The organism is Olivibacter sp. EAT-5, assembly GCF_044784325.1.
Lineage (GTDB): Bacteria > Bacteroidota > Bacteroidia > Sphingobacteriales > Sphingobacteriaceae > Olivibacter > Olivibacter oleidegradans.
The window spans coordinates 5,179,697-5,204,843 of the sequence record NZ_CP173028.1 but is presented as its reverse complement, the minus strand read 5'-3'; the positions used below and the strand labels follow the sequence as shown (position 1 = coordinate 5,204,843).

27 protein-coding genes are annotated in these 25,147 nt (G+C 39.1%); 14 read left to right on the top strand and 13 right to left on the bottom strand.

Features of this window, described 5'->3' with window-relative positions:
• Positions 1-64: 64 nt before the first annotated feature.
• Together ACH11B_RS21775 and ACH11B_RS21770 are read left to right on the top strand one after the other, a co-directional pair.
• Positions 65-1,066 carry an acyl-ACP desaturase gene (locus tag ACH11B_RS21775; RefSeq protein WP_041387628.1) on the top strand — a complete coding sequence of 334 codons (1,002 nt, stop codon included), beginning with the start codon at positions 65-67 and terminating at the stop codon, positions 1,064-1,066.
• A gap of 165 nt (positions 1,067-1,231) precedes the next feature.
• Complete coding sequence (locus ACH11B_RS21770) at positions 1,232-2,116, top strand: alkaline phosphatase (protein WP_130855706.1); 885 nt, start codon at positions 1,232-1,234, stop codon at positions 2,114-2,116.
• Here ACH11B_RS21770 and ACH11B_RS21765 read toward each other — a convergent pair.
• The gene (locus ACH11B_RS21765; RefSeq protein WP_377608635.1) at positions 2,113-2,922 is read right to left on the bottom strand and encodes a hypothetical protein; all 810 of its coding nucleotides are present in this window, start codon (positions 2,920-2,922) and stop codon (positions 2,113-2,115) included. The two genes, ACH11B_RS21770 and ACH11B_RS21765, sit on opposite strands and share 4 nt — an antisense overlap.
• 87 nt (positions 2,923-3,009) lie before the next feature.
• Positions 3,010-3,183, bottom strand: coding sequence for a hypothetical protein (locus ACH11B_RS21760; RefSeq protein WP_013667357.1), 174 nt, complete (start codon positions 3,181-3,183; stop codon positions 3,010-3,012).
• A gap of 204 nt (positions 3,184-3,387) precedes the next feature.
• Here ACH11B_RS21760 and ACH11B_RS21755 point away from each other — a divergent pair, with 204 nt between their 5' ends.
• Both ACH11B_RS21755 and ACH11B_RS21750 read left to right on the top strand, forming a co-directional pair.
• Entirely contained in the window at positions 3,388-4,359 is a 972-nt protein-coding gene (locus ACH11B_RS21755; protein WP_289553340.1) for a TIGR01212 family radical SAM protein, read from the top strand.
• A 105-nt stretch (positions 4,360-4,464) separates the two neighbouring features.
• Entirely contained in the window at positions 4,465-5,889 is a 1,425-nt protein-coding gene (locus ACH11B_RS21750) for a sugar MFS transporter (RefSeq protein WP_377608638.1), read from the top strand.
• 456 nt (positions 5,890-6,345) lie between these two features.
• On the opposite strand, the gene ACH11B_RS21745 is transcribed toward ACH11B_RS21750, so the two are convergent.
• The gene (locus ACH11B_RS21745) at positions 6,346-6,798 is read right to left on the bottom strand and encodes a VOC family protein (RefSeq protein WP_130855709.1); all 453 of its coding nucleotides are present in this window, start codon (positions 6,796-6,798) and stop codon (positions 6,346-6,348) included.
• A gap of 294 nt (positions 6,799-7,092) precedes the next feature.
• On the opposite strand from ACH11B_RS21745, the gene ACH11B_RS21740 reads away from it, so the two are divergent.
• Both ACH11B_RS21740 and nfi read left to right on the top strand, forming a co-directional pair.
• Positions 7,093-8,298: a DUF763 domain-containing protein gene (locus ACH11B_RS21740; protein WP_377608641.1), complete on the top strand. Its 1,206-nt coding sequence runs from the start codon at positions 7,093-7,095 to the stop codon at positions 8,296-8,298.
• 6 nt (positions 8,299-8,304) lie between these two features.
• Entirely contained in the window at positions 8,305-9,024 is a 720-nt protein-coding gene (gene nfi, locus ACH11B_RS21735) for a deoxyribonuclease V (RefSeq protein WP_130855711.1), read from the top strand.
• 3 nt (positions 9,025-9,027) lie between these two features.
• Here nfi and ACH11B_RS21730 read toward each other — a convergent pair whose 3' ends face one another.
• Together ACH11B_RS21730 and ACH11B_RS21725 are read right to left on the bottom strand one after the other, a co-directional pair.
• Positions 9,028-9,465 (bottom strand): nuclear transport factor 2 family protein, encoded by a 438-nt coding sequence (locus ACH11B_RS21730; RefSeq protein WP_013667351.1) that lies wholly within the window; start codon positions 9,463-9,465, stop codon positions 9,028-9,030.
• A gap of 67 nt (positions 9,466-9,532) precedes the next feature.
• Positions 9,533-9,733 carry a hypothetical protein gene (locus ACH11B_RS21725; protein WP_013667350.1) on the bottom strand — a complete coding sequence of 67 codons (201 nt, stop codon included), beginning with the start codon at positions 9,731-9,733 and terminating at the stop codon, positions 9,533-9,535.
• 336 nt (positions 9,734-10,069) lie between these two features.
• Here ACH11B_RS21725 and ACH11B_RS21720 point away from each other — a divergent pair, with 336 nt between their 5' ends.
• Both ACH11B_RS21720 and ACH11B_RS21715 read left to right on the top strand, forming a co-directional pair.
• Positions 10,070-10,681, top strand: a complete 612-nt coding sequence (locus ACH11B_RS21720; RefSeq protein ID WP_130855713.1) for a hypothetical protein — start codon at positions 10,070-10,072, stop codon at positions 10,679-10,681.
• An 85-nt stretch (positions 10,682-10,766) separates the two neighbouring features.
• Complete coding sequence (locus tag ACH11B_RS21715; RefSeq protein ID WP_013667347.1) at positions 10,767-11,087, top strand: heavy metal-binding domain-containing protein; 321 nt, start codon at positions 10,767-10,769, stop codon at positions 11,085-11,087.
• A 179-nt stretch (positions 11,088-11,266) separates the two neighbouring features.
• Here ACH11B_RS21715 and ACH11B_RS21710 read toward each other — a convergent pair whose 3' ends face one another.
• From ACH11B_RS21710 to ACH11B_RS21700, 3 genes are all read right to left on the bottom strand, one after another.
• On the bottom strand, positions 11,267-11,833 hold the full coding sequence (locus ACH11B_RS21710; RefSeq protein WP_013667346.1) for an AAA family ATPase: 567 nt from the start codon (positions 11,831-11,833) through the stop codon (positions 11,267-11,269).
• 265 nt (positions 11,834-12,098) lie between these two features.
• On the bottom strand, positions 12,099-12,629 hold the full coding sequence (locus ACH11B_RS21705) for a DinB family protein (protein WP_377608643.1): 531 nt from the start codon (positions 12,627-12,629) through the stop codon (positions 12,099-12,101).
• Positions 12,614-13,471, bottom strand: a complete 858-nt coding sequence (locus ACH11B_RS21700) for a patatin-like phospholipase family protein (protein ID WP_013667344.1) — start codon at positions 13,469-13,471, stop codon at positions 12,614-12,616. The genes ACH11B_RS21705 and ACH11B_RS21700 overlap by 16 nt, the downstream gene beginning before the upstream one ends.
• Before the next feature lie 143 nt (positions 13,472-13,614).
• Between ACH11B_RS21700 and ACH11B_RS21695 the strand changes: the two genes are divergently transcribed.
• The gene (locus ACH11B_RS21695; protein WP_377608645.1) at positions 13,615-14,790 is read left to right on the top strand and encodes an acyltransferase family protein; all 1,176 of its coding nucleotides are present in this window, start codon (positions 13,615-13,617) and stop codon (positions 14,788-14,790) included.
• A gap of 23 nt (positions 14,791-14,813) precedes the next feature.
• Here ACH11B_RS21695 and ACH11B_RS21690 read toward each other — a convergent pair whose 3' ends face one another.
• From ACH11B_RS21690 to ACH11B_RS21675, 4 genes are all read right to left on the bottom strand, one after another.
• On the bottom strand, positions 14,814-16,979 hold the full coding sequence (locus tag ACH11B_RS21690) for a peptidase domain-containing ABC transporter (protein ID WP_377608647.1): 2,166 nt from the start codon (positions 16,977-16,979) through the stop codon (positions 14,814-14,816).
• A 47-nt stretch (positions 16,980-17,026) separates the two neighbouring features.
• Positions 17,027-18,193 carry an HlyD family secretion protein gene (locus ACH11B_RS21685; protein ID WP_242627168.1) on the bottom strand — a complete coding sequence of 389 codons (1,167 nt, stop codon included), beginning with the start codon at positions 18,191-18,193 and terminating at the stop codon, positions 17,027-17,029.
• A 175-nt stretch (positions 18,194-18,368) separates the two neighbouring features.
• Complete coding sequence (locus ACH11B_RS21680) at positions 18,369-18,563, bottom strand: hypothetical protein (protein ID WP_013667340.1); 195 nt, start codon at positions 18,561-18,563, stop codon at positions 18,369-18,371.
• 406 nt (positions 18,564-18,969) lie between these two features.
• Positions 18,970-19,164 carry a hypothetical protein gene (locus ACH11B_RS21675; protein ID WP_013667339.1) on the bottom strand — a complete coding sequence of 65 codons (195 nt, stop codon included), beginning with the start codon at positions 19,162-19,164 and terminating at the stop codon, positions 18,970-18,972.
• Between the two features lie 447 nt (positions 19,165-19,611).
• Here ACH11B_RS21675 and ACH11B_RS21670 point away from each other — a divergent pair, with 447 nt between their 5' ends.
• The 3 genes from ACH11B_RS21670 to ACH11B_RS21660 all read left to right on the top strand — a co-directional run bounded on the left by ACH11B_RS21670 (position 19,612) and on the right by ACH11B_RS21660 (position 22,095).
• On the top strand, positions 19,612-20,457 hold the full coding sequence (locus ACH11B_RS21670; protein WP_013667338.1) for a restriction endonuclease: 846 nt from the start codon (positions 19,612-19,614) through the stop codon (positions 20,455-20,457).
• A 194-nt stretch (positions 20,458-20,651) separates the two neighbouring features.
• Positions 20,652-21,440 carry a cold-shock protein gene (locus tag ACH11B_RS21665; RefSeq protein ID WP_013667337.1) on the top strand — a complete coding sequence of 263 codons (789 nt, stop codon included), beginning with the start codon at positions 20,652-20,654 and terminating at the stop codon, positions 21,438-21,440.
• Between the two features lie 139 nt (positions 21,441-21,579).
• Entirely contained in the window at positions 21,580-22,095 is a 516-nt protein-coding gene (locus ACH11B_RS21660) for an ExbD/TolR family protein (protein WP_377608650.1), read from the top strand.
• Positions 22,096-22,236: 141 nt separating this feature from the next.
• Here ACH11B_RS21660 and ACH11B_RS21655 read toward each other — a convergent pair whose 3' ends face one another.
• On the bottom strand, positions 22,237-22,830 hold the full coding sequence (locus tag ACH11B_RS21655; protein WP_377608652.1) for a YdeI family protein: 594 nt from the start codon (positions 22,828-22,830) through the stop codon (positions 22,237-22,239).
• 178 nt (positions 22,831-23,008) lie between these two features.
• On the opposite strand from ACH11B_RS21655, the gene ACH11B_RS21650 reads away from it, so the two are divergent.
• Together ACH11B_RS21650 and ACH11B_RS21645 are read left to right on the top strand one after the other, a co-directional pair.
• On the top strand, positions 23,009-23,611 hold the full coding sequence (locus ACH11B_RS21650) for a TetR/AcrR family transcriptional regulator (RefSeq protein ID WP_013667334.1): 603 nt from the start codon (positions 23,009-23,011) through the stop codon (positions 23,609-23,611).
• A 260-nt stretch (positions 23,612-23,871) separates the two neighbouring features.
• Positions 23,872-25,140: a TolC family protein gene (locus ACH11B_RS21645; RefSeq protein ID WP_130855718.1), complete on the top strand. Its 1,269-nt coding sequence runs from the start codon at positions 23,872-23,874 to the stop codon at positions 25,138-25,140.
• Positions 25,141-25,147: the final 7 nt, after the last annotated feature.

Below are 25,147 nucleotides of genomic sequence, written 5' to 3'. Positions count from 1 at the left end.
GAAAAAAATGGGTATAAATCGCTAATCGTTATTTTATATCCATATGTGTATATTTGTTTTCTATATGGAAAATACCATGCAACCGATACACGAGGGATCGAGAAAAGAAGTAATGACCTATCTTGAGCCGTTTATGCTCAACGAAATGAGTGAATATTTGAAGCCCGTTGAGGAAATGTGGCAGCCGGCTGATTTTTTACCCGACGCATCGCGAGATACTTTTTTTCAAGAAGTTAAGGATCTACAAGATAGCGCAAAGGAACTACCTTATGATTTAGTTGCCGTTTTAATTGGTGATACAGTTACAGAGGAGGCTTTGCCAACCTACGAATCATGGTTGACTATGGTGGAAGATGTTGAAAAACACGAGCAGGGTGGGTGGATGAAATGGGTTCGGGCATGGACAGCAGAGGAAAACAGGCATGGGGATCTCCTGAACAAATATATATACTTATCCGGAAGAGTCGACATGAAACAATTCGAGATTTCGGTTCAATATCTGTTACAGGATGGCTTTGATATTGGTACCGGTCGGGATCCTTATAGAAACTTTATTTATACCTCGTTTCAGGAGCTGGCCACCAACGTCTCGCATCGAAGAGTGGCCGGTTTAGCGAAACAAGCAGGCGATAAACTACTGGCAAAGATGTGTGGTGTTATTGCTTCGGACGAGGCGCGCCATGCAAAAGCTTATATGTCATTTATTTCCAAAGCAGCTGAGGTTGATGCCAGTGAAGTATTGGTTGCATTTGAAGATATGATGAAAAAGAAAATTGTGATGCCGGCGCATTTCCTAAGAGAGGCGGGGGAGCCACAAGGAGAACTTTTTTCGCATTTTTCCGATGCAGCACAGCGTTTGGGAGTCTACACAGCGATTGATTATGTTGATATTTTAAAAGACCTGTTGAACGAGTGGAAAGTAGATACGATGACCAATTTGAATGAAGCCGGCGAAAAAGCTCGGGATTACCTTATGCGTTTACCCGATCGATTGCTTCGTATTGCCGAACGGATGAAAAATCCGGTGAAACAATACAATTTTAAGTGGATTCATGGCGATAGGTAAATGAAAGAGTAAAATATGGGATGGGGATCTAAGAAGTGATACTTTTAGATCCCCTTTTATTTGTTGAAATTGGGCAATCGATTGCGTTTATTTTTGGTATTTATAAACTTTGTTTGTTAATATTAAAACATTAGTTTAGTCGTTCGAATTATATAAAATATTCAGATGAAGAAACTAATCATTTTAACGCATCTATTGTTCTCTGTATTTGCGCTGAATGCGCAAGTGAAACAAGCCAAACATATTATTCTTATCGGATGTGATGGATTTGGAGCATATGCCCTACCGGAAGCAGATATGCCGAATCTTAAAAAGCTCATGGAAACAGGAGCTTGGACATTAAAAGCCAGGTCAGTATTGCCTTCTTCGAGCGCGGTCAATTGGGCTTCTATGTTAATGGGAGCAGGGCCAACATTACATGGCTATACGGAGTGGGGAAGCAAAACACCGGAAATCCCTTCAATTTATACCACACGCTATAAACTATTCCCAAGTATTTTCAGCATCATTCGAGATCAACGGCCTAATGAATATACCGCTGCTGTATATAGCTGGCCGGGAATTGGTTATTTGATTGAAAAGGCTGCCATAAGCAAGGCGTTTCCTGCGAACGACGACGAAGAACTTTGTTTGAAAGAAGCCGTAAAGACAATTACGGAAAACAAGCCCCTATTTACCTTTATTCATTTTGACGAACCGGATCACACGGGACATAATATAGGCCATCGCACACCGGCTTATTACAAAGCGCTTCATAAGGTAGATGAGCGAATAGGAGCTATTGTAACGGCGGTACAGAAAGCTGGTATTGCTGATGAAACGATTATAATAGTTTCTGCAGACCACGGCGGTAAAGATAAGGGACATGGTGGAAAATCATTGGATGAGGTTCAAATACCTTGGATCATTCATGGTGTAGGCGTTAAAAAAGGACACGAGTTATCTAGTCCCATCATAACCTACGACACGGCCTCAACCATAGCCTGGATACTTGGACTGGAGGAGCCTGCTGTTTGGCGTGGGAAAGCCGTCAAGGAAGCATTTGACTAGTAGTCCAACGGGTTTTCGTATATAAATTGGTAGTTTAAATCAGAGATTAATTTTGCGGGAGAAATGACCTTTTTATCAAATGAAACGTTTTCGAACGAACTCGGAGGTGCGAAGCCATATTTCTCCGCCATTTGTAGTGTGATTTCTTTTTTACTTGGATGGAGTGGTGAGACTGCATTAAAGAGTTGGCCTTCGATACGTTGATGATACAAGCATAAAATGATTGCCATGATATCATCTAGGTGGATATAATTTGCAAATTGGTTGCCAACTTCGCATACTTTAGCGCTGAAGTGTTTGCCGGGAATGCGGTTATCGCCAAATATACCGCCTAGGCGCAAAATATTCAGCTTATTAACCCGCATCGCGAGCGTCTGCTCTGTTTGGAACAATTTGGGATCGAGTGATGAATTTAGAATATTTGTCTCATTGATGAGATAAGGTGCACTCGGATAAATACCAACAGAGCTTAAATAAATGATCGATTTTGCTTGGATCTTTTGAAGAAACTTAGCCAGGCGCTCAAATTTCATTAGACAAGTCTGCTGATGCTCACGTTTTTTAGCGGGCACACTTACGAGTACAAGATCATAATGTAGACTACTAATAACAGCTACTGTTTCTGAATCAGTTTCGAAATTAAAATCTAGCAGTAGGGGCGAAATACCTTCAGCCTCCAACGCATTTATTTTGTGCTCAGAGGTTGTGGTGGCGGTTACTTCAAAATTTAATGTCAGTAGCTTTTGGGCAAACCGAAATCCAACCCATCCACAACCGATGATGAGCGCTTTCTTTCTTCGGAACATATAACGTATTTGAAACTTTATTAATACCTTGTCGGTAAAAGTAAAAATAAAGGTTCAAAGTAATGATCTTATCGAATCATATCGTTGTCAGTTCTTGTTTTTCTCATTATCCGTTCGGGCGCCTGAATCGGCCGAGCGGGCGCCTGCGTTTGGCAAGCCTTGATGACGTTTTAATACTTTTTGATCTTTGAAAGACTTGTCAGCTGTTGTCGTTCCTACAAATGGGGTCTTTTGCGTGGCTGATTTTTGTCCTGACTTCATGTTAAGCTCCTTTCTTTTGACGTTTAACCTGATTTGTTTTTAAGTAACAGGCAGCCGGTATAATTGTTTATTACAAAGTGAAATATCCGAGAAAGGCTGCCCCGTATTATGAAAAGTTTAGATTGTTGACATTTCCTTTCCAGGATCGAGGTCTGATAGAAAAACGATTTATTTACACATGAAATAACTACCTTTGCGTTTATTATGGGAACTCTATTAGATTCGGGAATAAAGCCTTACAATCATTATGGCGCATATCTTAAAAAGAAATATGATGATAAGCGCGTTTTTAAAATTATCGTCGACGGTAATTTTACTTGCCCTAATCGTGATGGGAGTAAAGGATTTGGTGGTTGTTCTTATTGCAATGTTGATTCCTTTACCCCGGAAAGCGCCCGAAAGATGCCGACAATTCGCGAGCAGGTAGAACAAGGGATTGAACGGGCCATCAAGGGTTACGGCGCTGAGAAATTTGTCATTTATTTTCAGCCGAATACAAATACCTACGCCCCTGTTCATTATTTGAAAGCCATGTATGATGAAGCTTTGAGTATTGCACCGGAAAATGTAGTAGGATTATCGGTAGGTACGCGGCCGGATTGCATAGATTTTGAGAAGGTTGCATTGTTGGAAAGTTATACCGATAGGTTTGATGTGGATTTAGAGATGGGCATGGAATCGATCTATAATGATACATTAAACCGAATCAATCGGGGATGTTCGCATGAAGAGCTCGAAGTGGCACTCAATCTGGTACAAAATAGCCCACTTGATATTTGCGTTCACACCATCTTTGGTTTTCCCTGGGAATCAAAAGAGATGATGCTAAAGTATGCTGACGAAATTAACCGGTTTCCGCAAATCAAATTTGTGAAATTACATCACCTGCACATTGTGGAAGGATCCATTATGGGTGTTCAGTATAAACGCAACCCCTTTCCACTCTTTAGCTTGGAATCTTACACCGATTTTCTCTGTGAATTTATTCCGCTATTGCGTCCTGATATTATTATACAGCGCCTTTTTGGGCTGGCTGATCAAGAGCTGCTTATTGCGCCTAATTGGGGACTTGGTAAATCAAGTATCCAGACCTACATCGACAAACAGCTGGAAAAAAGGGAGGCGGTACAGGGATCTCGATTCATACCTGTTCAAAACACTGCTAATACGTTTTAAATCGATTTATTCGCATTAATTCAATTGTTTTTAAAATCCAAAAATGTATATTCGTAGCATACTTTCAATGCGTATTGGAAAAAAACTATATTAAACGTACTATTCATGAGTAATATCCAAACCCCTTCCTCCGGCCAGCGCTATGTGGTGCCACTGATTACATTAACGATATTATTTTTTATGTGGGGATTTATAACCTGCATGAATGATATCTTAATACCCTATTTAAAGCAGTTGTTTAGCTTGAGTTTTTTTGAATCCATGCTGGTGCAATTCTGTTTTTTTGGTGCTTATTTTATTGGCTCATTGATTTATTTTGTCGTGTCTTCCAAGTGGGGTGATCCGGTGAACAAAATCGGTTATAAAAAATCTATTATCGCCGGCATTATCTTGTCTGCGGTAGGCTGTGTATTGTTTTGGCCCGCAGCTACTACCTCGTTATATGGATTGTTTTTAACGGCGCTCTTTGTATTGGGTTTGGGTTTTACTATATTACAGATTACCGCGAATGCGTATGTTTCTTTGTTAGGCCCCGAAGATGGTGCTTCTAGCAGACTCAATATGACACAGGCTTTTAATGCGCTGGGGACTACCATTGCCCCTGTATTAGGAGGACATCTTATATTTGAGTTTTTTGCAGATGGTGACTCCATTAGTCCGCAAGCTACTCGTATTCCTTACCTTATTTTCGCTATAATTTTATTATTGGTAGCCGTCTTTATCTCGACCGTTAAGCTGCCTTCTTTTGAGTCAAGTGATGAAGAAAAAGATGTTAAAGGATTAGGTGCATTAAAATTTACACATTTGCGTTTAGGTGTCCTCGGAATTTTTTGTTATGTAGGTGCGGAGGTAGCCATCGGCAGTTTTATCATCAGTTTCCTTGAGCAAGAGCAGATTATGGGCTTTACCGAATCTATAAGTAAAAACTATCTTTCACTTTATTGGGGAGGGGCGATGATTGGCCGATTCTTAGGCGCTATCTATCTTAATCACAATATCGATTTCGGCAAGAAACTTATTTATATGGTAGGAATGGCAACGCTTGTATTTCTGTTAATTTTTAGTTTAGTCGATCTGACCTTTTCGCAAGTAAGCTTCTTCCTCGTATTCATAGTGTTGAATTTGCTTGGTTTTTTAATTGGAAAGGCAGCGCCGGCACGTACTTTAGCTATATTCGCCGGCATTAATGTTTTGTTGCTGATTTCCAGTATTGTAAATACAGGCGCTTATGCGATGTATTCGATTTTAGGAATTGGTATATTCAATTCGATCATGTTCTCTAATATATATACCTTATCAATCGCGGGCCTTGGTAAATATATAAGCCAAGGGTCTTCGCTATTGGTTATGGCTATTTTAGGTGGTGCCATTGTTCCTGTAATTCAAGGCGCATTAGCAGACCAATTAGGTGTTCAACTTTCATTGATTTTACCGGTCGTTTGTTATGTTTACATTTTTGGTTTCGGTATCTACTGTTCAAAAAAGCTTAAGCATGTCGAGCAAACAGGGCCTGTGGCAGGTGGGCATTAACCGATTGAATCGTCTAATAAAGTCGTTGAGTAGGGGAGTAGTTGAGTAGTGAATTAGTAGCAGCAGCGGTACAGGCCTAGTTGAATGGTCATGATCTTAATGTCTGACCATTTAACTACTTAACGTATTACCGACTTTATGATGACGTCCTTATGGCAAGAAGAAACGACGAGTAGTCTTTAACTTCTCAACAACCTGACTATTTAACTACTTAACGTATTACCGACTTTATGATGACGTTTTTACGTCCTTACGGCAAGAAGAAACGACGAGTAGTCTTTAATTTCTCAACTACCTGACTACTTAACTACTTAACTACTTAACGTATTACCGACTTTACGATGACATTCCTACGTCCTTACGGCAAGAAGAAACGACGAGTAGTCTTTAATTTCTCAACTACCTGACTATTTAACTACTTAACGTATTACCGACTTAACTTACTCACAAATCGGTTTATTGTTCATCGTTAATTTCTATCCAATGCCCGTCCGGATCCTGAAAATATATCTGATGGATACCATCTACCCTCGTTGTAACTTTGCCTTTGTTTCCGGGCCAGTCGAAATAACTGATTTGATGACTTTCCAGGTTGCGAATAAATTTGTCTATATCATTTGTACTAAAACATAGGTGATCATTCTTTTCTCGTTCCACGCCTCCTTTAGCACCTTGAATAAGATGTAAACTTCCGGCTTGGCCTAAGGTAAACCAAGTATGTAGGCCATCATGGAAGGGTTCAGGAATCTCGGTAAGTTGCAAGACATTTTTATAGAAAGCAGTACTCTTTTGTAGGTTCTCTACGTATACCGCGATATGATTCAACTTTAGCGTGTTCTTTTCTTGGGCTTGCAACATACCTGTCCCAAAAAACAAAAAGCTTGTCAATAGAATTCCAGTAATTTTCATGTTAATTTTCTAAATGCAAGGCCAAAAATTCGTTAGTAAATAGCCTTCAATGTATAGAGCGAGTCGGACCCCGCTCACTCATCGAAGGTAATTAGCATAAATTCATTTTATTGCCTTGCGGTAATTACATTATAAAGTGGTTTGTCGATCTATCGTTATAACCGGGCGGCAATATAAGGAAATTTATGCAAACTGGTTTCTATGTTTTCGTTCAATCAGATGTTTCGCAAAAAAATAATTACTGTTGTTGTTTTGCTATTTTTTTTAGTAAATTGCCTGCTGAAAGAATTTGATATGAGAGGAGGACAGGCAGATTTGCCCTTACATTATGGGCATGTTCCCAAATGGTTAGCGCAACGGATGAGTCTTTTAGGCGGTGCGATTGCGGAAGCCATTGTAGTGGAATACGGACGAGATATGTTTCTTCGTAAATTGAGTGACCCCTGTTGGTTTCAATCGCTGGGTTGTGTATTGGGGATGGACTGGCACTCTTCCGGCATTACGACTTCCGTTATGGGAGCATTAAAAGCTTCTATAAACAAAAGAGCACAAGAGTTAGGCATCTACATCTGTGGTGGGAGGGGCAAACATTCTTTGAAAACACCGGATGAGCTTCTCCGCATTGCGTCTGCAACCGGTTTGGATGGCACCAAGCTTGTACAGCATAGCAAGCTTGCTGCAAAGGTCGACAATACAGCCATTCAAGACGGCTTTCAGCTGTATTTACATTCTTTTGTACTAAGTATTGATGGAAGCTGGGCAATTGTTCAGCAAGGAATGAATACCGAAACTCGATTGGCTCGACGTTATCATTGGCATGCTCCGCAGGTTCATTCTTTTATCGAGGAGCCGCATACTTTCATTTATGGAGATAACCAAGGTCAAATATTAAATCTGACCGACCGAAATGCCGCATTGACAAGGGAAGCAATACTGGCGATTACAAAGGAGCGCCCGAATTATATTCTACAGGAGGCTAGAAAAATTATCATGCCTTCTCATCATGATGTAAGGAAAGAAGATGTAAACCTAAAGCGTCTAGGTACTGTGCTGGCATTGGCTGAGGAGCAAGCCGTGCAGACGATGGAAGAGTTGCTTTTGTTGGAAGGACTCGGGCCCAGAACACTGCAATCGCTCACATTAATCAGTGAAATTATTCATGGTACAGCTAGTCGTTTTGAAGACCCGGCACGTTTTTCTTTCGCTCATGGTGGTAAAGATGGGCATCCTTTTCCTGTACCGACAAAAATATACGACGAATCCATAGCCATTCTTCAACAGGCATTGGAGAAGGCAAAAATCGGATTCAAAGCGCGTTCAGAAGCCATTAAGAATTTGTCGAAAGTAGCCTTGCAAAAAGAAAAAGACTTTATACCTAACCATCAATTGGATCAGCTAGTAGCTAAAGAGAAGGCTGTTTCTTGGCAATATGACGGACGAACCGTTTATGGAAGAGAACAGAAACCAAAACAAACAAAGATTCAGTTAAGTCTGTTTTAGATACCTATGAATAACAAACAATTGGATTATACCAACATAACCATATCCGAAGCAACTGCCATGCAAAAGGAATTACAGAATTCCTTGGTACATTCACCCTTGGAGCAGGAGATAAAAACGATTGCCGGTGCTGACATATCACTTAACCGCTTCAGTGATATTATTTATGCAGGAATTGTCACGCTTGATTTTAACACGTTAAAGCCTTTAGCTTACTCGTTGGTAAAGAGCAAAACTTCGTTTCCTTATGTTCCCGGTTTTCTGGCCTTTAGGGAGGTTCCTGCTTTAGTGGAGGCTTTTCTTCAAATGACCGTGAAGCCTGATGTCATCATGGTGGACGGTCATGGCATTGCCCATCCCAGAAGATTGGGCATTGCAGCGCATTTAGGCGCTTTAATTAACATTCCCACGCTTGGTTGTGCCAAGAAGAAACTATATGGAAATTTCGAGGAGCCCTCGGCCGTGAAGTATAGCTTTAGTCCACTTAAGCATAAGGAGGAACTGTTGGGGTATGTATTAAGAACCAAAAACTACGTTAAACCGGTGTATATTTCGCCGGGTAACCATCTCAGTATAGAAGACAGCTTGCACATCGCCATGCATTGTATAGGCACTTATCGACTTCCTGAACCAACAAGGAAAGCGCATGAATTTGTCAACTTATTTAGAACGGGTCAATTGAAAGAAGGATTCTTTCAATTGACGACAAATGACACTTTATTTTAAAAGTTATGAAGGCAGTTTAAAGGCCTGTCTGGCAAATAACTTCCAATTTCCACTTTGCTTCTGAAAAACCAGTAATACGCCGATTCTTACGGTGCCGGGTTTACCGCCGTCGTTCGTTTCTCCGCTCAAGATGTGGTGAACGGTAGCCACGTCCCCTGATATATTGATTGTTTGTTCGCTTAAATTAATGCTTAAAAAATCCGATTTTCCTGATGTGAGACTCTCTATAAAAGCCGCCTTATCTTCATGTTTGCCGCTTGAATGCCAATAATTTAGCTTGTCGGCAGCTATCGCGTCGAGCGCCTGCCGGTTACCACTGATCATGGCTAAACGAAGATCTTCTACGGCTTTTAAAAGCTGTTTTTCCTCGGCAGTTTGACCATAGGCCAATGTACCTGATACAATCATAGTTAAGAATAGGAGAATTTTTGGTCTTAGCATAAGTGCTTGTTTTTTTAACAAACATATGCAATTTTACTTTTTTATTCAACCTAAAATATGGCCATCGCTATTTAGCAAGCCCGGGATGATCCTCTCGAAGTATGTCGGGTCTGACAGCCGAACCTGCGGGATTAGCACCTGTAATGTCATCTTCCAGGTTGTGTCCGGTAATAGCGGAGCGATTGGTTTCTGGCGGATTGCTTTTTTCTTGCCGCTTTTTGTGCGCTTTTTGTTGTTTACTCACCTTTCTTTTATTCAAATTGTCCATATTACAAAGTATTATGCCTGTCTTTACTAGTAACATAATTATATCTCCCCGGTTTGTTCTTTTATCATTATTTCTTCCATTGGCAGAAATAGGAAGATAAGCAATGCCTGTTCGTAGAGAAAATTATCCTGTTGGTAGAAAAGACCATAAAAAACGAGAAATTCCTGCAACGTTTCTACATCAAAAGCGTCTTATATACAAAAAGCGTAACAGCTTAGAGGGGTGATAAAGATTATTAAAACGCTTAATATGCCCGGCCGGCAAATATATTTTACCATTAAATAACAGGAATGAAAATCGTTCGGTCATGAACGTTAAAAAATTAAAATCAGTAAAATGAAAACATTATTAATCGTAGCGCTATTGGGTACTTCTGTACTGAGCGCGCAGGCCAGTGCTTTAGTTTTAAGCGATGTATCGCATGTCGGTAAAATCGAAGAAAAAAAGAGTGAAGCAGAAGAACTGAAGCAAAAAGTGGAAGTACAACTTTATAACCTAAATATGCTGAATAAACAATTTAAAATGGCACAGGAAGCCATTAAGAATTCAAAAGGAAGCCATAAAGATATCGATAAAGATTTTGAGTATTTTCACAGTTTATTATTGGAAGATTCAAAAACACAGGATAACGCAAAGGAGATCGATGAATCCGTGCAACGCCTTAAGAAAGAATATGCACGCAAACATAAAAATAGAGCTGCGTATGAACTTAAAGAACAAAAGAGCTTAGCTACGAGCATGCAAAAAGAATTGAATAGCCATATTCGTGAATGCAAATCTTTGAAGGCCAAGTACAAAAAGTACTTAGATGGAAATGTAAGCCCTGAATTGCGAGACCTGGAAACTAAGCTGGAAGAGACGGAAAAGATACTAAAGGAGAGCACCGAAAGTAATATTCAAAATGCGACATACTATGATCGGAAGCTTGAAGATATCAAGAAGGTGTAATGTGTTAAAAACTCAAAAAAGGAAATCACAGCGGCTCCCTTTTTGTAACAATAGCCACCTTTCTACATCTAACTAGAAAAAAGCCATGCTAATAACAACAACACCTAATGTAGAAGGTAAAAAAATAGTAAAATATATCGGCTTGGTAAGTGGCGAAACCATTATAGGTGCTAACTTTTTTAGGGATATATTTGCGGGAATAAGGGATTTTGTAGGAGGCAGATCCAATTCATATGAAAAAGTGTTAAGGGAAGCAAAAGATACCGCAGTTTTTGAAATGCAACAGTACGCCGCATCCATTGGAGCAAACGCAATCGTAGGTGTGGATCTTGACTATGAAACGGTGGGAAACGGAGGAAGTATGCTTATGGTTACTGCGAGCGGAACAGCTGTTGTAATAGAATAAGAAGCAAAGAAATGTTAAAATTTTGTTAAAGTCGCAAGGCTTTTTGTCATCGTGTCCAAAATCGGTTATCTTTGTATCATCATAATTTAGGTTTATAATTGGTTAATGAAAGTCCTTAATCTCCCCGGTTAAGGACTTTTTTTTTTGAATACAATACGGGCCGGAATCGCATCATTCGTTTATGTTTGCTGATTTTTGATATGCTGTAGTAGGATATTCGCCCGATTTTCGACGCTAAGTTTTGGTATAGTAATAAGTTTATAACCGCATGAGGTATAGATACTTCGCATCATGCGATACGTTTCCATTGCTAATGAAAAGCTCTGCTTTCGCTCAGCATCTTGATGATAGATGGCCCGCCAGGGGGGGAGGATAAATACAAAGGCATTATATCGAAAGGAATTAACACTCTGTTCTAAACAAGGAAAGGGATCTAAGTGACATAGTTTAACATAGCCCAGGATATCCGGTATTCCACGATCAAAAATGACGGGTGCTTGTGTTGGTAGATTTTCTCGATAATTTTTCATATCAATTTCCAGCATTTTTTTAGCGAAGTGTAATTTATTCTTCCAAGGCAGTGCATCGCCGTCTATTTTTTTCTGTTCCTGAATGATGCGTCTACCGGATTCGTTTATAGTTAGAAACCCCTCTTTATGTAGCTGCTGTATTAATGACGTTTTGCCCGAACCAGGGCCACCTGTTAAGACAAAGAAGTTCGTCTTGTTATATATTAATGGTTTCATTTAATAGTTTATTGAATTTAACATTATGTTCAGCAGGGATAGCCTTCATAAGCCGATCTTTGCCAAGTACTTTAAAACTAGGGGAGGGATTAATTTGTGCAGGTAAAATTAGGCACGATAGAAGAGATATGGGCTATAATAAAAAAGAGAGGTTAATGAGGTAAAGGTTCACTTATTAAGTCCAACTGGGATGATTATACCAAAGACTCCGCAAGATACAAATTTTTCTATTTTTGTTATGTTTTAGGCGACTGAAAAAGAATATTTACAGGGTGTCCTCGGTGCTTGCTGCGCTATTTAGAATGATTTTAGCGGTTACCAATGCTTGTCCGACATGACGTTGCGCATGCTCTACTGCGTGAAAAAGCAAACCGATGAGTGTGGTTGGGATTTTTTTTCTTCCAATACCCCTTGCTTCTGTTAGTGAGGCAGGATCTATCTTTCTCAGCTCCTGAATAGCATTTGAAATGCGATTATCAAGTTGCTTCAATAATTGATGGGTATCAATCGATTCTTTTTTTTGCCCTTCGTTTTGGAGGTAAACAAATTGTTCGTCTGATAAGGCCCGCTGTTGCGCGTAAGTGAACATACGATCAATTACTCCCGTAATGTGTTGTAAATGAAAGGCAACAGAAGCGATGTTTGCGGGTCTTTCCCAAAGTTTTTCTCTGGGAAAATCAGCTAGCAAGCTTGTCAATTCTTCCTTTACCTGAAGCAATGCATGTGCTACCGGTTGCAATAAAGGAGGAACACCGTCAATGGGTCCCCGCATCCAAACCTCTAACGTTGATTCCATTTTATGTTATTGTTACTATGTTTGACGTTTTTGGGCACACCTTCTGTGCTTACCTGACAAAAATCATGTAAAGCTGCCAACGTTCTTTGCCTTCCTATTTCGATAAGATAATCCGCCTTATGGTAATCCCAAACACCTACTACATTCCGAGGTATATGAACGACAATATCCGGTTTATATAGGTCAATGGAAAGTTCTGTAATCTTTCCAAGCATGGTCAATATTGCTTTTTGTGTAATAGTGAGGTAGCCACCGTATTTACTATTAGCCTTTGCCAATGAAAAAGTTGTTTCCTCCGGCGCATTTAGGTTTATGGCTACCACCAGCGCGTCTCCCTGATTAGGAAGATGATTGAGTGGTAATGGATTTATCAAGCCCCCATCTACAAGGATATTGTCCATATGATTAACCGGCGTAAAAACACCTGGGATAGCGATAGAGGCTCTTACGGCGTCAAAGAAGCTCCCTTGTGTAAAGGTTATTTCTTTTTGATGAAGTATATCAGTAGATACAGCAATGAAAGGAATGGGCATGTCTTCAATATACATATCGGGAATAAAGCTCTTAATTTTGTTAAAAACGCGTTCCCCTTTCATGACACCTGAACTACTCCACGTGAAATCCATTAAGTTAAAGACATCCCGTCGCTTTAATGTTTTTAGCCATGAGGTGAAATCGTCCAATCTGCCCATGGCGTATAATCCGCCAATAAGGCTGCCAATAGATGAGCCTGCAATGGATTTTACGGTGAACCCTTGTTCTTCTAATACCTTAATTGCTCCAATTTGAGCTATGCCACGCGCTCCACCGCTAGATAATACCAATGAGATTGAAGTTTTCATTCAAAGCTAATATATAGATAATGTTTAAAAGACAGGAAGAAATTACATAACTTAATGTATAGAAAAAATATTTACGAGTGGAAATTTTTGATCGATTGGTAATTTGTTCTATATTGCGGCTAACTGACTAATAACTAACACTAATGACTTATTGGAAGAAATTAATAGACGCTGATAACCAGCGTTTAGCGGGGCTTGATCATTTGCGGGCGCTTGCTATTGTTCTGGTTTTTTTATGTCATTACCGAGCTTATGTCAGACCCGAATGGGTTGACCTCATCGGGAGTTTTGGTTGGACAGGTGTTGACCTTTTTTTTGTGCTGAGTGGTTTTTTGATAGGAAACCAATTAATTCGTCAAATGATATCTCTTGGACGTATAAACTTTCAGGAGTTTTACATTAGCAGAAGTTTTCGGATCTTACCTGTTTATTTCTTCGTTGTCTCGTTATATTTTTTGTTTCCTATGATTCGCGAACGCGAAGGAATCGCTCCTTGGTGGCAGTTTCTCACGTTTACGCAGAATTTTGATTTGGATTTCGGTACGGAAGGTAGCTTTTCGCATGCCTGGTCTTTATGTATCGAAGAGCAGTTCTATTTGGCACTCCCTTTCTATATAAGTGCTTTTTGGGATGAGACGCGCCCCGGTAAAGCTTTTTGGCTGTTACTGGGATTTTTTTTGCTCAGCGTTTTATCGAGGGCCCTGAACTGGTTTTATTTTGTGGAACCGTTTTATGCAAATAATATAACTGATGGAAGATTTGTAGCTTATAATAAATGGGTGTATTATCCCACTTATAATCGTTTCGACGGTTTGCTGGTAGGAGTGGGGATTGCGGCCTTGGTAAACTTTTTCCCAACATGGATAAAACGAATTGAAAAGCATGCAAATGCCTTATTCATAATAGGTGCATTGTTGATTTCCGTTGCCTATTTACTATTAAAAGAGGATCGGCTCGGTTTTTGGCCTACCGTTCTCGGTTTTCCGTTGATTTCTGTTGCCTTTGGTTTTATGGTGTTAAGTGCCATTTTGCCTGCAAGTTTTTTATATCGGTTTAAATGGCGGACTAGCGCGTTAATCGCTACTTTATCGTATAGTATTTATTTGTGCCACAAGTTTGTTAATCATCTACTTCAGGCTCCTCTTAACGCATTAGATATCCCAATTGATAGCAACTGGCGTGTTGCTGTCTGCGCCTTAATGTGTATACTGATTGCACTTCTTTTAAATCGGGTTATTGAGTATCCATTTATGAAACTAAAGAGCACGATCCTAAAAAAGCGGCGACAAAGGACCAAGAACCCTTTGTTAGTCACTTAAACGCAGCGTGTATATACCACCAATTAGTTTTTCAGAATGAGCTGTTGGGATTGCATTTTCCATAAATGTGCATAAAGCGAATCCGTGCTTAGTAGTAATTCTTGATGTGTTCCCTGTTCGATGACCTTACCTTTATCGAGGACGATGATTTTGTCGGCACTATAAAGTGTGCTTAGGCGATGTGCTATGACAATAATGGTTTTATTTTCTTTTTTCAGATGTTCGATGGTGTTCAATACAAATTTCTCTGAAGCGGAGTCGAGTGAAGATGTTGCTTCATCAAGGATTAAAATCTCCGGATTTCGATATAAGGCTCGGGCTATAGCGATCCGTTGGCGTTGCCCACCGGAAAGTGACAAACCATTTTCCCCTATAGAGGTGTAGAAGCCTTGGGGTAACGATTCAATAAAATCTATAATTCCGAGCTGAGTGGTAATATCGATGATCCGCTGCATATCAGGGGTATAGTCTCCCAGCGCAATATTACTTACTACATTGCCCGAAAACAAATCAATATGTTGAGGTACAACAGAAATCGTTTGGCGAAGAGAGGTGTTTTTTATGTGCTTTAAATCGTATTTGCCAATGGTAATAGTTCCACTTTGAACGGGATAAAGATTTTGCAAGATAGAAATGAGGGTCGACTTGCCGGATCCACTTTCACCAACGATGGCGGTAAACTTCGCCTTGGGAATTGTTAAGCTTAATTCGTCAAAGACGTTATCTCGTGTTCCATACCTAAAGGATACGTTCTTAATTTGGATGTCGCCTATATTTTCTTTCGTTAATTCGAGGTCACTGCTGTCTTTTTCGCGCTCCAAATCGAGTATTTCAAAAAGACGGTCGGTAGCGATCATGGCATCCTGGACTGTTTTGTTCATGGTGATTAGCGACGTGACGGGCCCCGTAAAATAACCGATGAGCGCATAAAATGAAAGGAGTTCGCCCGGCGTAATTTGGTTGCTCAAGACATACGTGGCTCCTACCCATAAAAGAACAATTGTAATCAGTCTTGAAATCAATTCCGAGGAGGTAGTAGAAAACACCCCATTCAAATTGGAACGGTATCCTGTTTTCAACAACTTTACGAATCTTGTTTCGGTTTTTTCATTGGCGTAGCTTTCGGCGCCGAACTGTTTAATGGTCCGAATAGAATTTAGGCTCTCAACAAGTTGAGATTCGAGTTCAGCAGAATCCTCCATTAATGTTCTTTGGGCCTTTTTATTCAGTTTATTACTTATAAAATAGACTACTAGATACATTGGAATCACGGTAAGTATAAGTAAGCCCAGTTTCCAGTAGTAGGTAAACATCATTAAAAAAGAAAAAGTTACAATGAAAATGTTTACCAAAAAGTTAACGCTTACTTCATTGAGAAATATCCTGATTTTTACAGCATCATTGATTCTTGAAATAACCTCACCGACTCGCATGGTGTCAAAGAATTTTTGAGGCAATGTTAACAGGTGCTTATAGTAACCAAGTATAAGTTGAGCATCAATAATTTGTCCCATTTTTAGTGTGAAAATGGTTTTTGTGGCACCAATAAATAGTTGAAATCCGAGCAAAACCAGCATCATTGTACTCATGAGATTCAACAGGTTGACATTTCTGTCAACCAAAACGAAATCTACGATTTTCTGTACAAATATGGCCGTAGATAACCCCAAAATAGTATATACGAGGGCTCCCATCAATATTTGGATCAGCGTTCCGGTTTGTGGCTTTACAAGATTCCAGAAACGGTAAGAGGCACTAGCTGTTTTCCTGCCTTTTTCGAATGATTCCGAAGGAATCAATAAGACAAGGGCACCGGTCCATATCTTTTTAAAGTCTTCGTGCGATTTCTTATGAAATTGGCCATCCAGTGGATCCATGACCTCAATCCAGTGCTTCGTCACTTTATATATGACAACATAGTGCTGCAGCACTCCCTCCACTACGATATGAGCAATGGCCGGTTTAGGAATTTTAAAAAGGCTTTCAAAGGGTCCCCTAACTCCTTTTGCCTCAAAGCCTAACAATTGGGCCGCTTCTAAGATGCCGAGTACCGTGGTTCCTTTTTTATCCGTCCCTGCCATCTGCCTTACATTCGCTACGGAAATTGCCAATTTATAGTGAGCGGCAACAGATGCAATACAAGCAGCCCCACAGTCGGTTATATCACGTTGTTTTACTCTCTTAGTCATAAACTTCTTTCTAATTTGCGATCTCGTACACAGCACTTTGCTACAGGCTACGATGCCGCCTTTATATTGGGATTTAACCAGTTGTCCACTTTATCATATAGTAATTGAAACAGCGTTCTTTCGGTAACAGAAAATCTTGCCGTAAAACTCATGCCCTTCTTTACGTAGCCTTTATAGCCGTTTTTCAATGTAAGATGATCATTATTCAAAGCGCAACGCACCTTAAAAACCGGTTGTTTGTCGTTCAACATGACGATGTCGTCAGAAATATCAATTACCCGCCCTGTTAACAGCCCCCATTGATTATAATTGAAAGCATCTATTTGAAAGCGAACTTCTTGTTCTTTTTTTATTAAACCAATATCGGAAGGATTTATATAGCAGAAAGCCAGTAGGGTGGTGTCGGGAGAAATTTCAGCTACCTTTTGGTTTGCGAAAACATAAGTTCCCTTCTGCATGCCCACTAAATTTTGCACCGAACCGTCAATAGGGGCCGTTACCACAAACTGTTTTCTTTGTTCATTGATATCAATTTGCTGACTTAATAATTGACGCAGTTCGTTTTGTAATTGATTGACCTCTGTTTGCCACTGAGCCTTATATTTTCTTGAAACCATTGCTAAAGCGGCAGACGCTTGCTTATACTCAAAATCGTATTTGTCATATTCTGCTGAAGATAGCATCTTCTTTTTATATAGCTTACTATAGCGATTAAATGTGTTTTCCGCTTGCTCTTTGGCAATTCGGGCGTTTTCAACTTCTTGTATATATTGTTGCCAGATGGCAAAGTATTGTCCTGATTGAAGATTGGGAGGGCTGAAATCTTCGGCATTAGCCTGCCTGATTAAGGTATGAAGATCTTTAACAAATAAAGAGATTTCTTGTTGCCTTCCCTTTACCAAGAGGTCTTGTTTATTGGACGAGCTTCCGTCGATGATCAACAGTGTGTCGCCTAATGTCATTTTTTGATTGTCTTTTAAATTGAAATATACCAATCTTCCGTTAACAGGAATGCTAACGTCTGTTTTTTCAATTGAAGACTGCAATAGGCCGCTGCCCTTTACGCTTATATTTATTGTTACTAATGGGAGAGAAGCAAATGCCAATATAAATAATAATAAAATGCCGAGATAAATAATCTGTGTTGTTTTTTTGACACGTGCAGTATAAACAATGGATGTATTACTGATTGTTTCTACTGAATAGATAGGCATTGACATAATCCTGAGACTTGGTTGTTGATTGCTCGCTTACCGATCATCCCAAATTGCGCCAAAACATAAATGAGTTGCGGAGCTTTGGGCTGCCGATAATATTTGCCGGACTGGTTAAACATTAACAGTCGCCTTCGTTAAAGGCTACCGTTAATGTTGTTATTAGAACTGTAATCTATAGAGAGAAAATAGTCTGAAGAAGGGTTGTTGCAGTTTTGCCTACATACTCAAAAGTATCTTTAAGGATTGTACGAGTACCGCCTACAACAATACCTAATAAGTCATTAACAGGACCTCCTCCTTCTACAGTTCTTAATTCAGAAGCGTTCATTTCTTCAACACCAAAGTTGTTCAAATTTAAATTTTTCATAACAAAGAGATTTTTGCTTATTGTCCTTACTCTTTTAAGGCCTTTCAGGATACGCCTATGCTGGCCAGCATGTAACAAATATATATAATTAATAAGCTAATAGGAGCTGCGGTTGGAAGGGTGGCCCGTTTAGGATTATTAAGTTGTCAGTGCTAAAACACGTAGTTTTCTTGCTGAAATATAATGCGTTAGCCGTTTTTTTTATCTGAAGGTTGTTGATTAAATGATCCTTGCCTTTTTGTTCAGTTTTTTTTAAGCATGAACTTGCGCCTGTTGTATAAAATGATTTCATAGTTAACAGTTGCCGCTAAAGGAGGAAAGGGTTGAGGCGGACGTGCCGCCATGTTATAAGCCTAACAGTTATCCTTTTGGGGATAACTGTTAGTGGCTTTTTAAACACTTTGTCTTATAATGAAGAAAGTGTTTGGAAAATAGTCACCAATGTTTTGTTTACGAATTTGAATGTATCGTTAAGGACTGTGCCAACACCGCCTACAAGAATATTCAATAAATCGTTAACAGGACCGCCACCTTCTACGGTTCTTAATTCGGTAGCGTTCATTTCTTCTACGCCTAGGTTGTTTAAATCTAATTTTTTCATAACAAAGAGATTTTTGTCGTTGTCCTTACTCTATCACGGCTTTTCAGGATACGCCTGCGCTGGCCAGCACGTAACAAATATATATAATTAAGTAAATTAGGGCTTCACCGAAGCAATGAAAGCAGAACAACGCTTAATCCTTATTCACTCATGAAAAAAGTGGATTTTTACTTAATTGAAGGCATTTTTAATCTGTTTTTTTAAAAAATCTATGTCTTATTAAGTGTTTGGTCTTTTTGTTCATTTTTTATAATGTGATTTATCGGCTTTTAACGGAGTAACAGCAGTAGTTTTGATTTAGTTACAAAAGAAGAACAAACAACTTCGGGAAACAGTATGTAAAGAGGCAGGAAGAAAATACTAGAGAAAATTAAGCTTCTCTATACCAACTTTAGAAAAATACTATTTAAAATTGCCATTTTTAAAGATCAAAAAATACAAGGAAACATGAAGGTAAGAAAATACTCGGGGGAATTAGTTGATTTTGATTTACAGCGATTGAAAGGTTCGTTGACAAAATCCGGGGCTTCGAATGAGACCGTTGAACTCGTTTGGGAAAAGATGAACAAAACGATATTTGATGGTATGTCTACTAAACAGTTATATCGGTTAGCTTTTCAACTATTAAAGCAGCAGCGAAATTCGTTAGCTGCTCGTTACAGCCTTAAGAAGGCACTTCGTGACCTAGGGCCCACAGGCTATCTTTTTGAAAAATGGGTGGCAAGATTATTTGAACATACAAATCATCACACGTTGACGAGTCTCATACTTGAAGGAAATGCGGTAAGTCATGAAGTTGATGTAATTGCCCAAAAAGATAATGATTTATTATTGATCGAATGTAAATTCAGAAATACGGTTGATGCGAAGGTTAGCGTTACAAACCCCATGTATTTTCTCTCACGATTTGTTGATCTCAGCGATAAAGAATTCAACTTCTTTGATCGCCCCATTAAATTTACACAAGCCTGGCTTGTTACGAATGCGTATTTAACGAAAGATGCAATCGAATTCGCAAATTATTATAAGCTGAATTTGCTCTCCTGGGATTATCCCAATGGTTTGAGCATAAAAAACCGAGTTGATAGCGCCGGCCTATATCCCTTAACTTGCCTGACTTCCATTAATACACAGGAGAAAGATAAGTTGCTTTCTTTAAATTATATGCTTGTGAAAGACATTCTGGATGAGCCTCGAATACTTGAACATTTAAATACCACCACCTATCGCAGAAAGAAAATTTACCAGGAAGCTAATGAGCTTGTATACGGTTTTCCCGTGAATCCGGAATAAATAAGGACAAAGGCTAGCTTGCTTTTGCGTTTTAAAAAATATTCGGTATCTTGCAATGAAGATAGATAATTCTTTAAATTAAGTGCCGTTAATGTTTGAAATTCTTGTTGTTAAGGTGTTCATTGGAGCGATTAACTAAGACGTTTCATTTATTTCAGTTTACCTTTTCATCCTTCTTCATAAAATCGAGAACTATGGAAATAGGAGTGATTAAGTGGTTCAATAATTCGAAAGGTTTCGGTGTAGCAGATACAGTGAGCGGTCAGGTATTCGTTCATATTAAGAGTTTTAAGTTGAAACCGACCAATTTATCTTCAAGAGATGCCATTCTGTTTAAAAGACGTGTCGATCCAAAGAGCCACAACGCGGTAGCAATCCATTCACGTTTAGTTGGTGATGTGCACGACTGGGAATTGATCGCTTCGCTGGCGTTAAAGGGGAGTAATGCAACTAAAGAACTAAGCGAACGATCGACTATGCCAAAAAGCAATCACCTGTCACTTGCTGAATTGGCTGCTTATCAATACCTCAATGGGAAATCACGCGAGCAAATTTTTCAAGAGGTTACCACATACTTTACAAGCAAGTTACCGGACGATAAATTTTTGTTTTATGGGGAGTTTCTTGAAAAAGTATTTACAAGAAGTATGGGATTGGAAAAGAGAAATGAGCTACTGACGCGAATTTTTAATTTCTTCGGAGAAAACGTCAACGCACGTAAGCTTTTTCTTGTGTGGAAGTCTACGAAATTTCGGTATATCGGACACGTTGAGGCTGACGATTTCGAAATTCCTGAAGATATTCTTGTACTTTTTGCTGATGAATTAAGCGTTTCTGAACTGATGCGCATCCATACCTATAGCTACGGGAATATATTTTGCAATGAATTGATCGCCAAAAAGCTTGAAGATACCAACGATCTTAGTACCGAAGAAATCAAAAAGTTGGAAATGATCAGCCATGTTAAATTTTTTAAAGAATAGGTCTCATCCTAAACTACCTACATCTTATACTATGGTGCGCATTCTGCGTAATCTCTAAAAGACGTAAGCCATAATAGCTGTTATGGAATCGATTCGTTTTTGGCATCTAATATAAAAGTTATTACTAATCAATTACGTCATGGCGGAATTAATACGCGGTAAGATGCAACCAAGGGTTGACCTTACACCAATGGTGGATTTAGCCTTCTTGCTAATAACCTTCTTTATGTTAACAACGAGCTTGGCCAAACCGAAGATGATGGACATTGCACTGCCGGATAAAGTAGATTTAGGGAAGGCCACCGGTTTTTCTGACAAACGCACGATGACGATATTGCTTGGTGCCAATCATCAAGCGGCATGGTATTGGGGGCTTCAGAAAACTCCGATCGAAGGCCCAAAAGTAACTGATTTTGGAAGGAATGGAATAAGAGCGGAGCTAAAAGATAAGATGACAAAGATAAAGAGTCAGCAAGTCGGCTCCACCAAGCCTTTAATGGTTATTATTCGCCCAAGCAACCTGTCGAGTTATAGCGATCTGGTGAATATACTCGATGAAATGAAAATTAATGGGATTACGCAATATGCTATTGGCGATATTAGCAGGGAGGAAGTTCAACTTCTCATAAAGTTGGGACTTTACCGACGAATTTGATGAAGTAGCAAAAAAAAATAAAAAAAAATTAAAAGGATATAATAATCTCGATATCGTACCGTTATTTTATCAATAGGTTTAGGTTGATAAAAACGTATGTTTTTACCCGGTATCCCAAATACCGGGTTTTTTATTTACCGGCTACCCGCGATATTTATCGTGTAGCCCAACTCCCTTGATAATCATCGGAATGATTTTTTCCATACGATTTTTTTTAGTCGTTTCTTGTTTGGCCGATTCAATGTATTCCGTGAATTCCCGTCGCTGAGTCTTTTTCAGTTGATCAAAACACTCCTTTAGCTCGGGATTTTTGTCAAAAACGGAGTTCAGTTCTTGAGGCACTATAATTGGTTTGTTTCTATCCGCTTTGATTGCAATTCCCTTTTCCTGATTGCTCATCGCTTCCAGCACGTAAGTTCGTATAATGCCTAAATCGGCCTCTTCGAGCGTTGTGAAACGCATTTGGCGTAACGCTTTTGTAGTGCCGTTTTGAGCATTAATGAGTAAATGGTGCGGATCCTTCAAAAAGACGCCCTGATAGAACCAGATACCAAAATAAGATTTAAATCCCGCTAAGCCTACTATGTTCTTGCCATTATGCGTATAAACGGGACCGCCCCATTTGAGTTCTTCTTTTAGACCCGTAGATACTATGAGCTTTCTTAATTCATAGAGCTCGTCGCGCCATTGTTGCTGAGCCCTATAGAAATCGTCTGAACTTTTAAAACTTTCCATATTCAAATAATGAAGTAGTTCGAAGATACGACTATTTGCGAAAGCGGAATAGCGACAATATGAAATACAAGTTGGCGCTATAACCGGTGATTGCGTACTTTTTTAAATAAATGATTAAATTTTGTTTTTAAATTGTTATACTCCTCCTTACTTTTGGCCTAAATTTAGATCGCATAAAATGGTTAAGAAAGATAAAGATATTTCAACGGAAGAAAAAATAAAAGAAGCTGCAAGAATTGTTTTTACAAGAAAAGGGTTTGCAGCTACTCGCACAAGGGATATTGCAGATGAAGCTGGCTTGAATCTAGCTTTATTAAATTACTATTTTAGGAGTAAAGAGAAATTGTTCCACATCATTATGGAAGAGAAGTTTGAACAATTTTTTGGGATGATTGTGAGGCTTCTCAACGATGAAGACAGTTCATTGGAGCAAAAGGTGCAGGCAGTTGCGAATGATTATATTGATATGCTTCTACACAATCCGGATCTACCTATATTTGTATTGAGCGAGATAAAAAACAATCCCAAGTTGTTTAGTAGCCGAATATCAGGGAAGCTGATGACTTCTAAATTTTATGAACAATTAAACGAGCTCCGTCCTGATATTAACGTGTTTCACTTAATCTTGAATTTATTGAGCATGATCATTTTTCCTATACTTGCTCAACCCGTTATTACACAAACAGACGCATTTAGAAGCGGCGAGTTCAAAAAATTTATTCTAGAACGGAAAAAAATGATCCCGTTATGGTTCAATAGCATTTTACGTACGGAAATATAAACACTGTCAATCAATTGGCGAAGAAACTTTTTTGATCTTTATTTTTAATCAAATGATTAGAAATATTTTTTAAACAAAAAAATACCTCTACCTTTGCCGTGATTGAAGAATGTTAGTTGGAGAACAAATTTTTTTGGTTTGCAACTAATCAAATGATTAAAAAGTATGACCAATGTTATTACTTGAAGTATTTAGAATAATGACAATTAGAAAATCTTTTGTCACTATTAGCAGACGAAGATTAGAAAAAACAACAAGCAATGAGAAGTAAGGCACTATGGATAGGGCTGATATTAATCGTATTCAGTCCAGAGCTTTATGGACAATTAAGTCTCACTTTAGATGATTGTCAAAATCAGGCACAAGTTAATTACCCGCTTATTAAGAAGCGCGACTTAGTGGAAAGAAGTAAGGCGTACGCCATTGAAAAGGCGGCAAAGGGTTATTTGCCTCAGTTTATTATTAATGCACAAGCAACGTATCAGTCGGCCGTTACTGAAATTCCTATTCAAATGCAGGGTATTGAAATCCCGCAGTTGACCAAAGATCAGTATAAGTTCTATGGCGAGCTAAATCAAACGATTTATGACGGGGGAAACATTAAGCAAAAGATTGAGCTACATCGGTCTACATCGGCGATTGAAGAGCAAAGTCTTTCAGTAGCGCTTTATCAACTAAAGGACCGGATAAACCAGCTTTTTTTCAGCATCTTAATGATAGAAGAGCAATTAAACCAGAATCAACTGTTAATGAAGGATATCCAGCTAGGGCTGGATAAAGTCGAAGCGGCAGTTACCAATGGGACTGCCCTGGAGGCGGATCTTAACGTTTTGAAGGCCGAATTGTTAAAAGCAGCGCAGCACGCGGTTGATTTGAAGGCGAATCGAACGGCCTATTTGGAGGTGCTCGGTTTATTTCTTAATAAAACTTTAGATGCCAGTACAAAACTGATTAAGCCGGAATTACCTATACTACCGAAGACGATTCAACGACCGGAACTTGCTTTGTATGATGATCAACTTACGAATATTGCGGTACAGGAAGAATTGATTAATGTGAGAAATAGGCCTCGACTTGATTTCTTTTTTCAGGGTGGTTACGGCAGGCCGGCTCTTAATATTCTAAAACCTCGTTTTGATGCTTATTACATCGGTGGCTTGCGCTTAAGTTGGAATTTAGGGGGGCTGTACACCCAAAAAAAGGAAAAAGCAATTTTGGAAATTAATCGATTGGCAATAGGAGTCGAAAAAGAAACATTTCTATTCAATACACATTCGCAAGCCAAGCGGGAATCAGTGACAATACGACGCTACCAAGATTTATTGCAATCCGACAACGAGATTATCGCATTGCGCGAAAAAGTAAAAAAAACCGCGGTTACTCAATTAGAACATGGTGTAATCACCACAAATGACTATTTGCGGGAAGTAAATGCAGAGGATCAGGCTAGATTAAATAAAATCATACACGAGATTCAATTGCTTGCTTCACAATACGATTATTTATACATAACAGGAGATACCTATTGATATACCA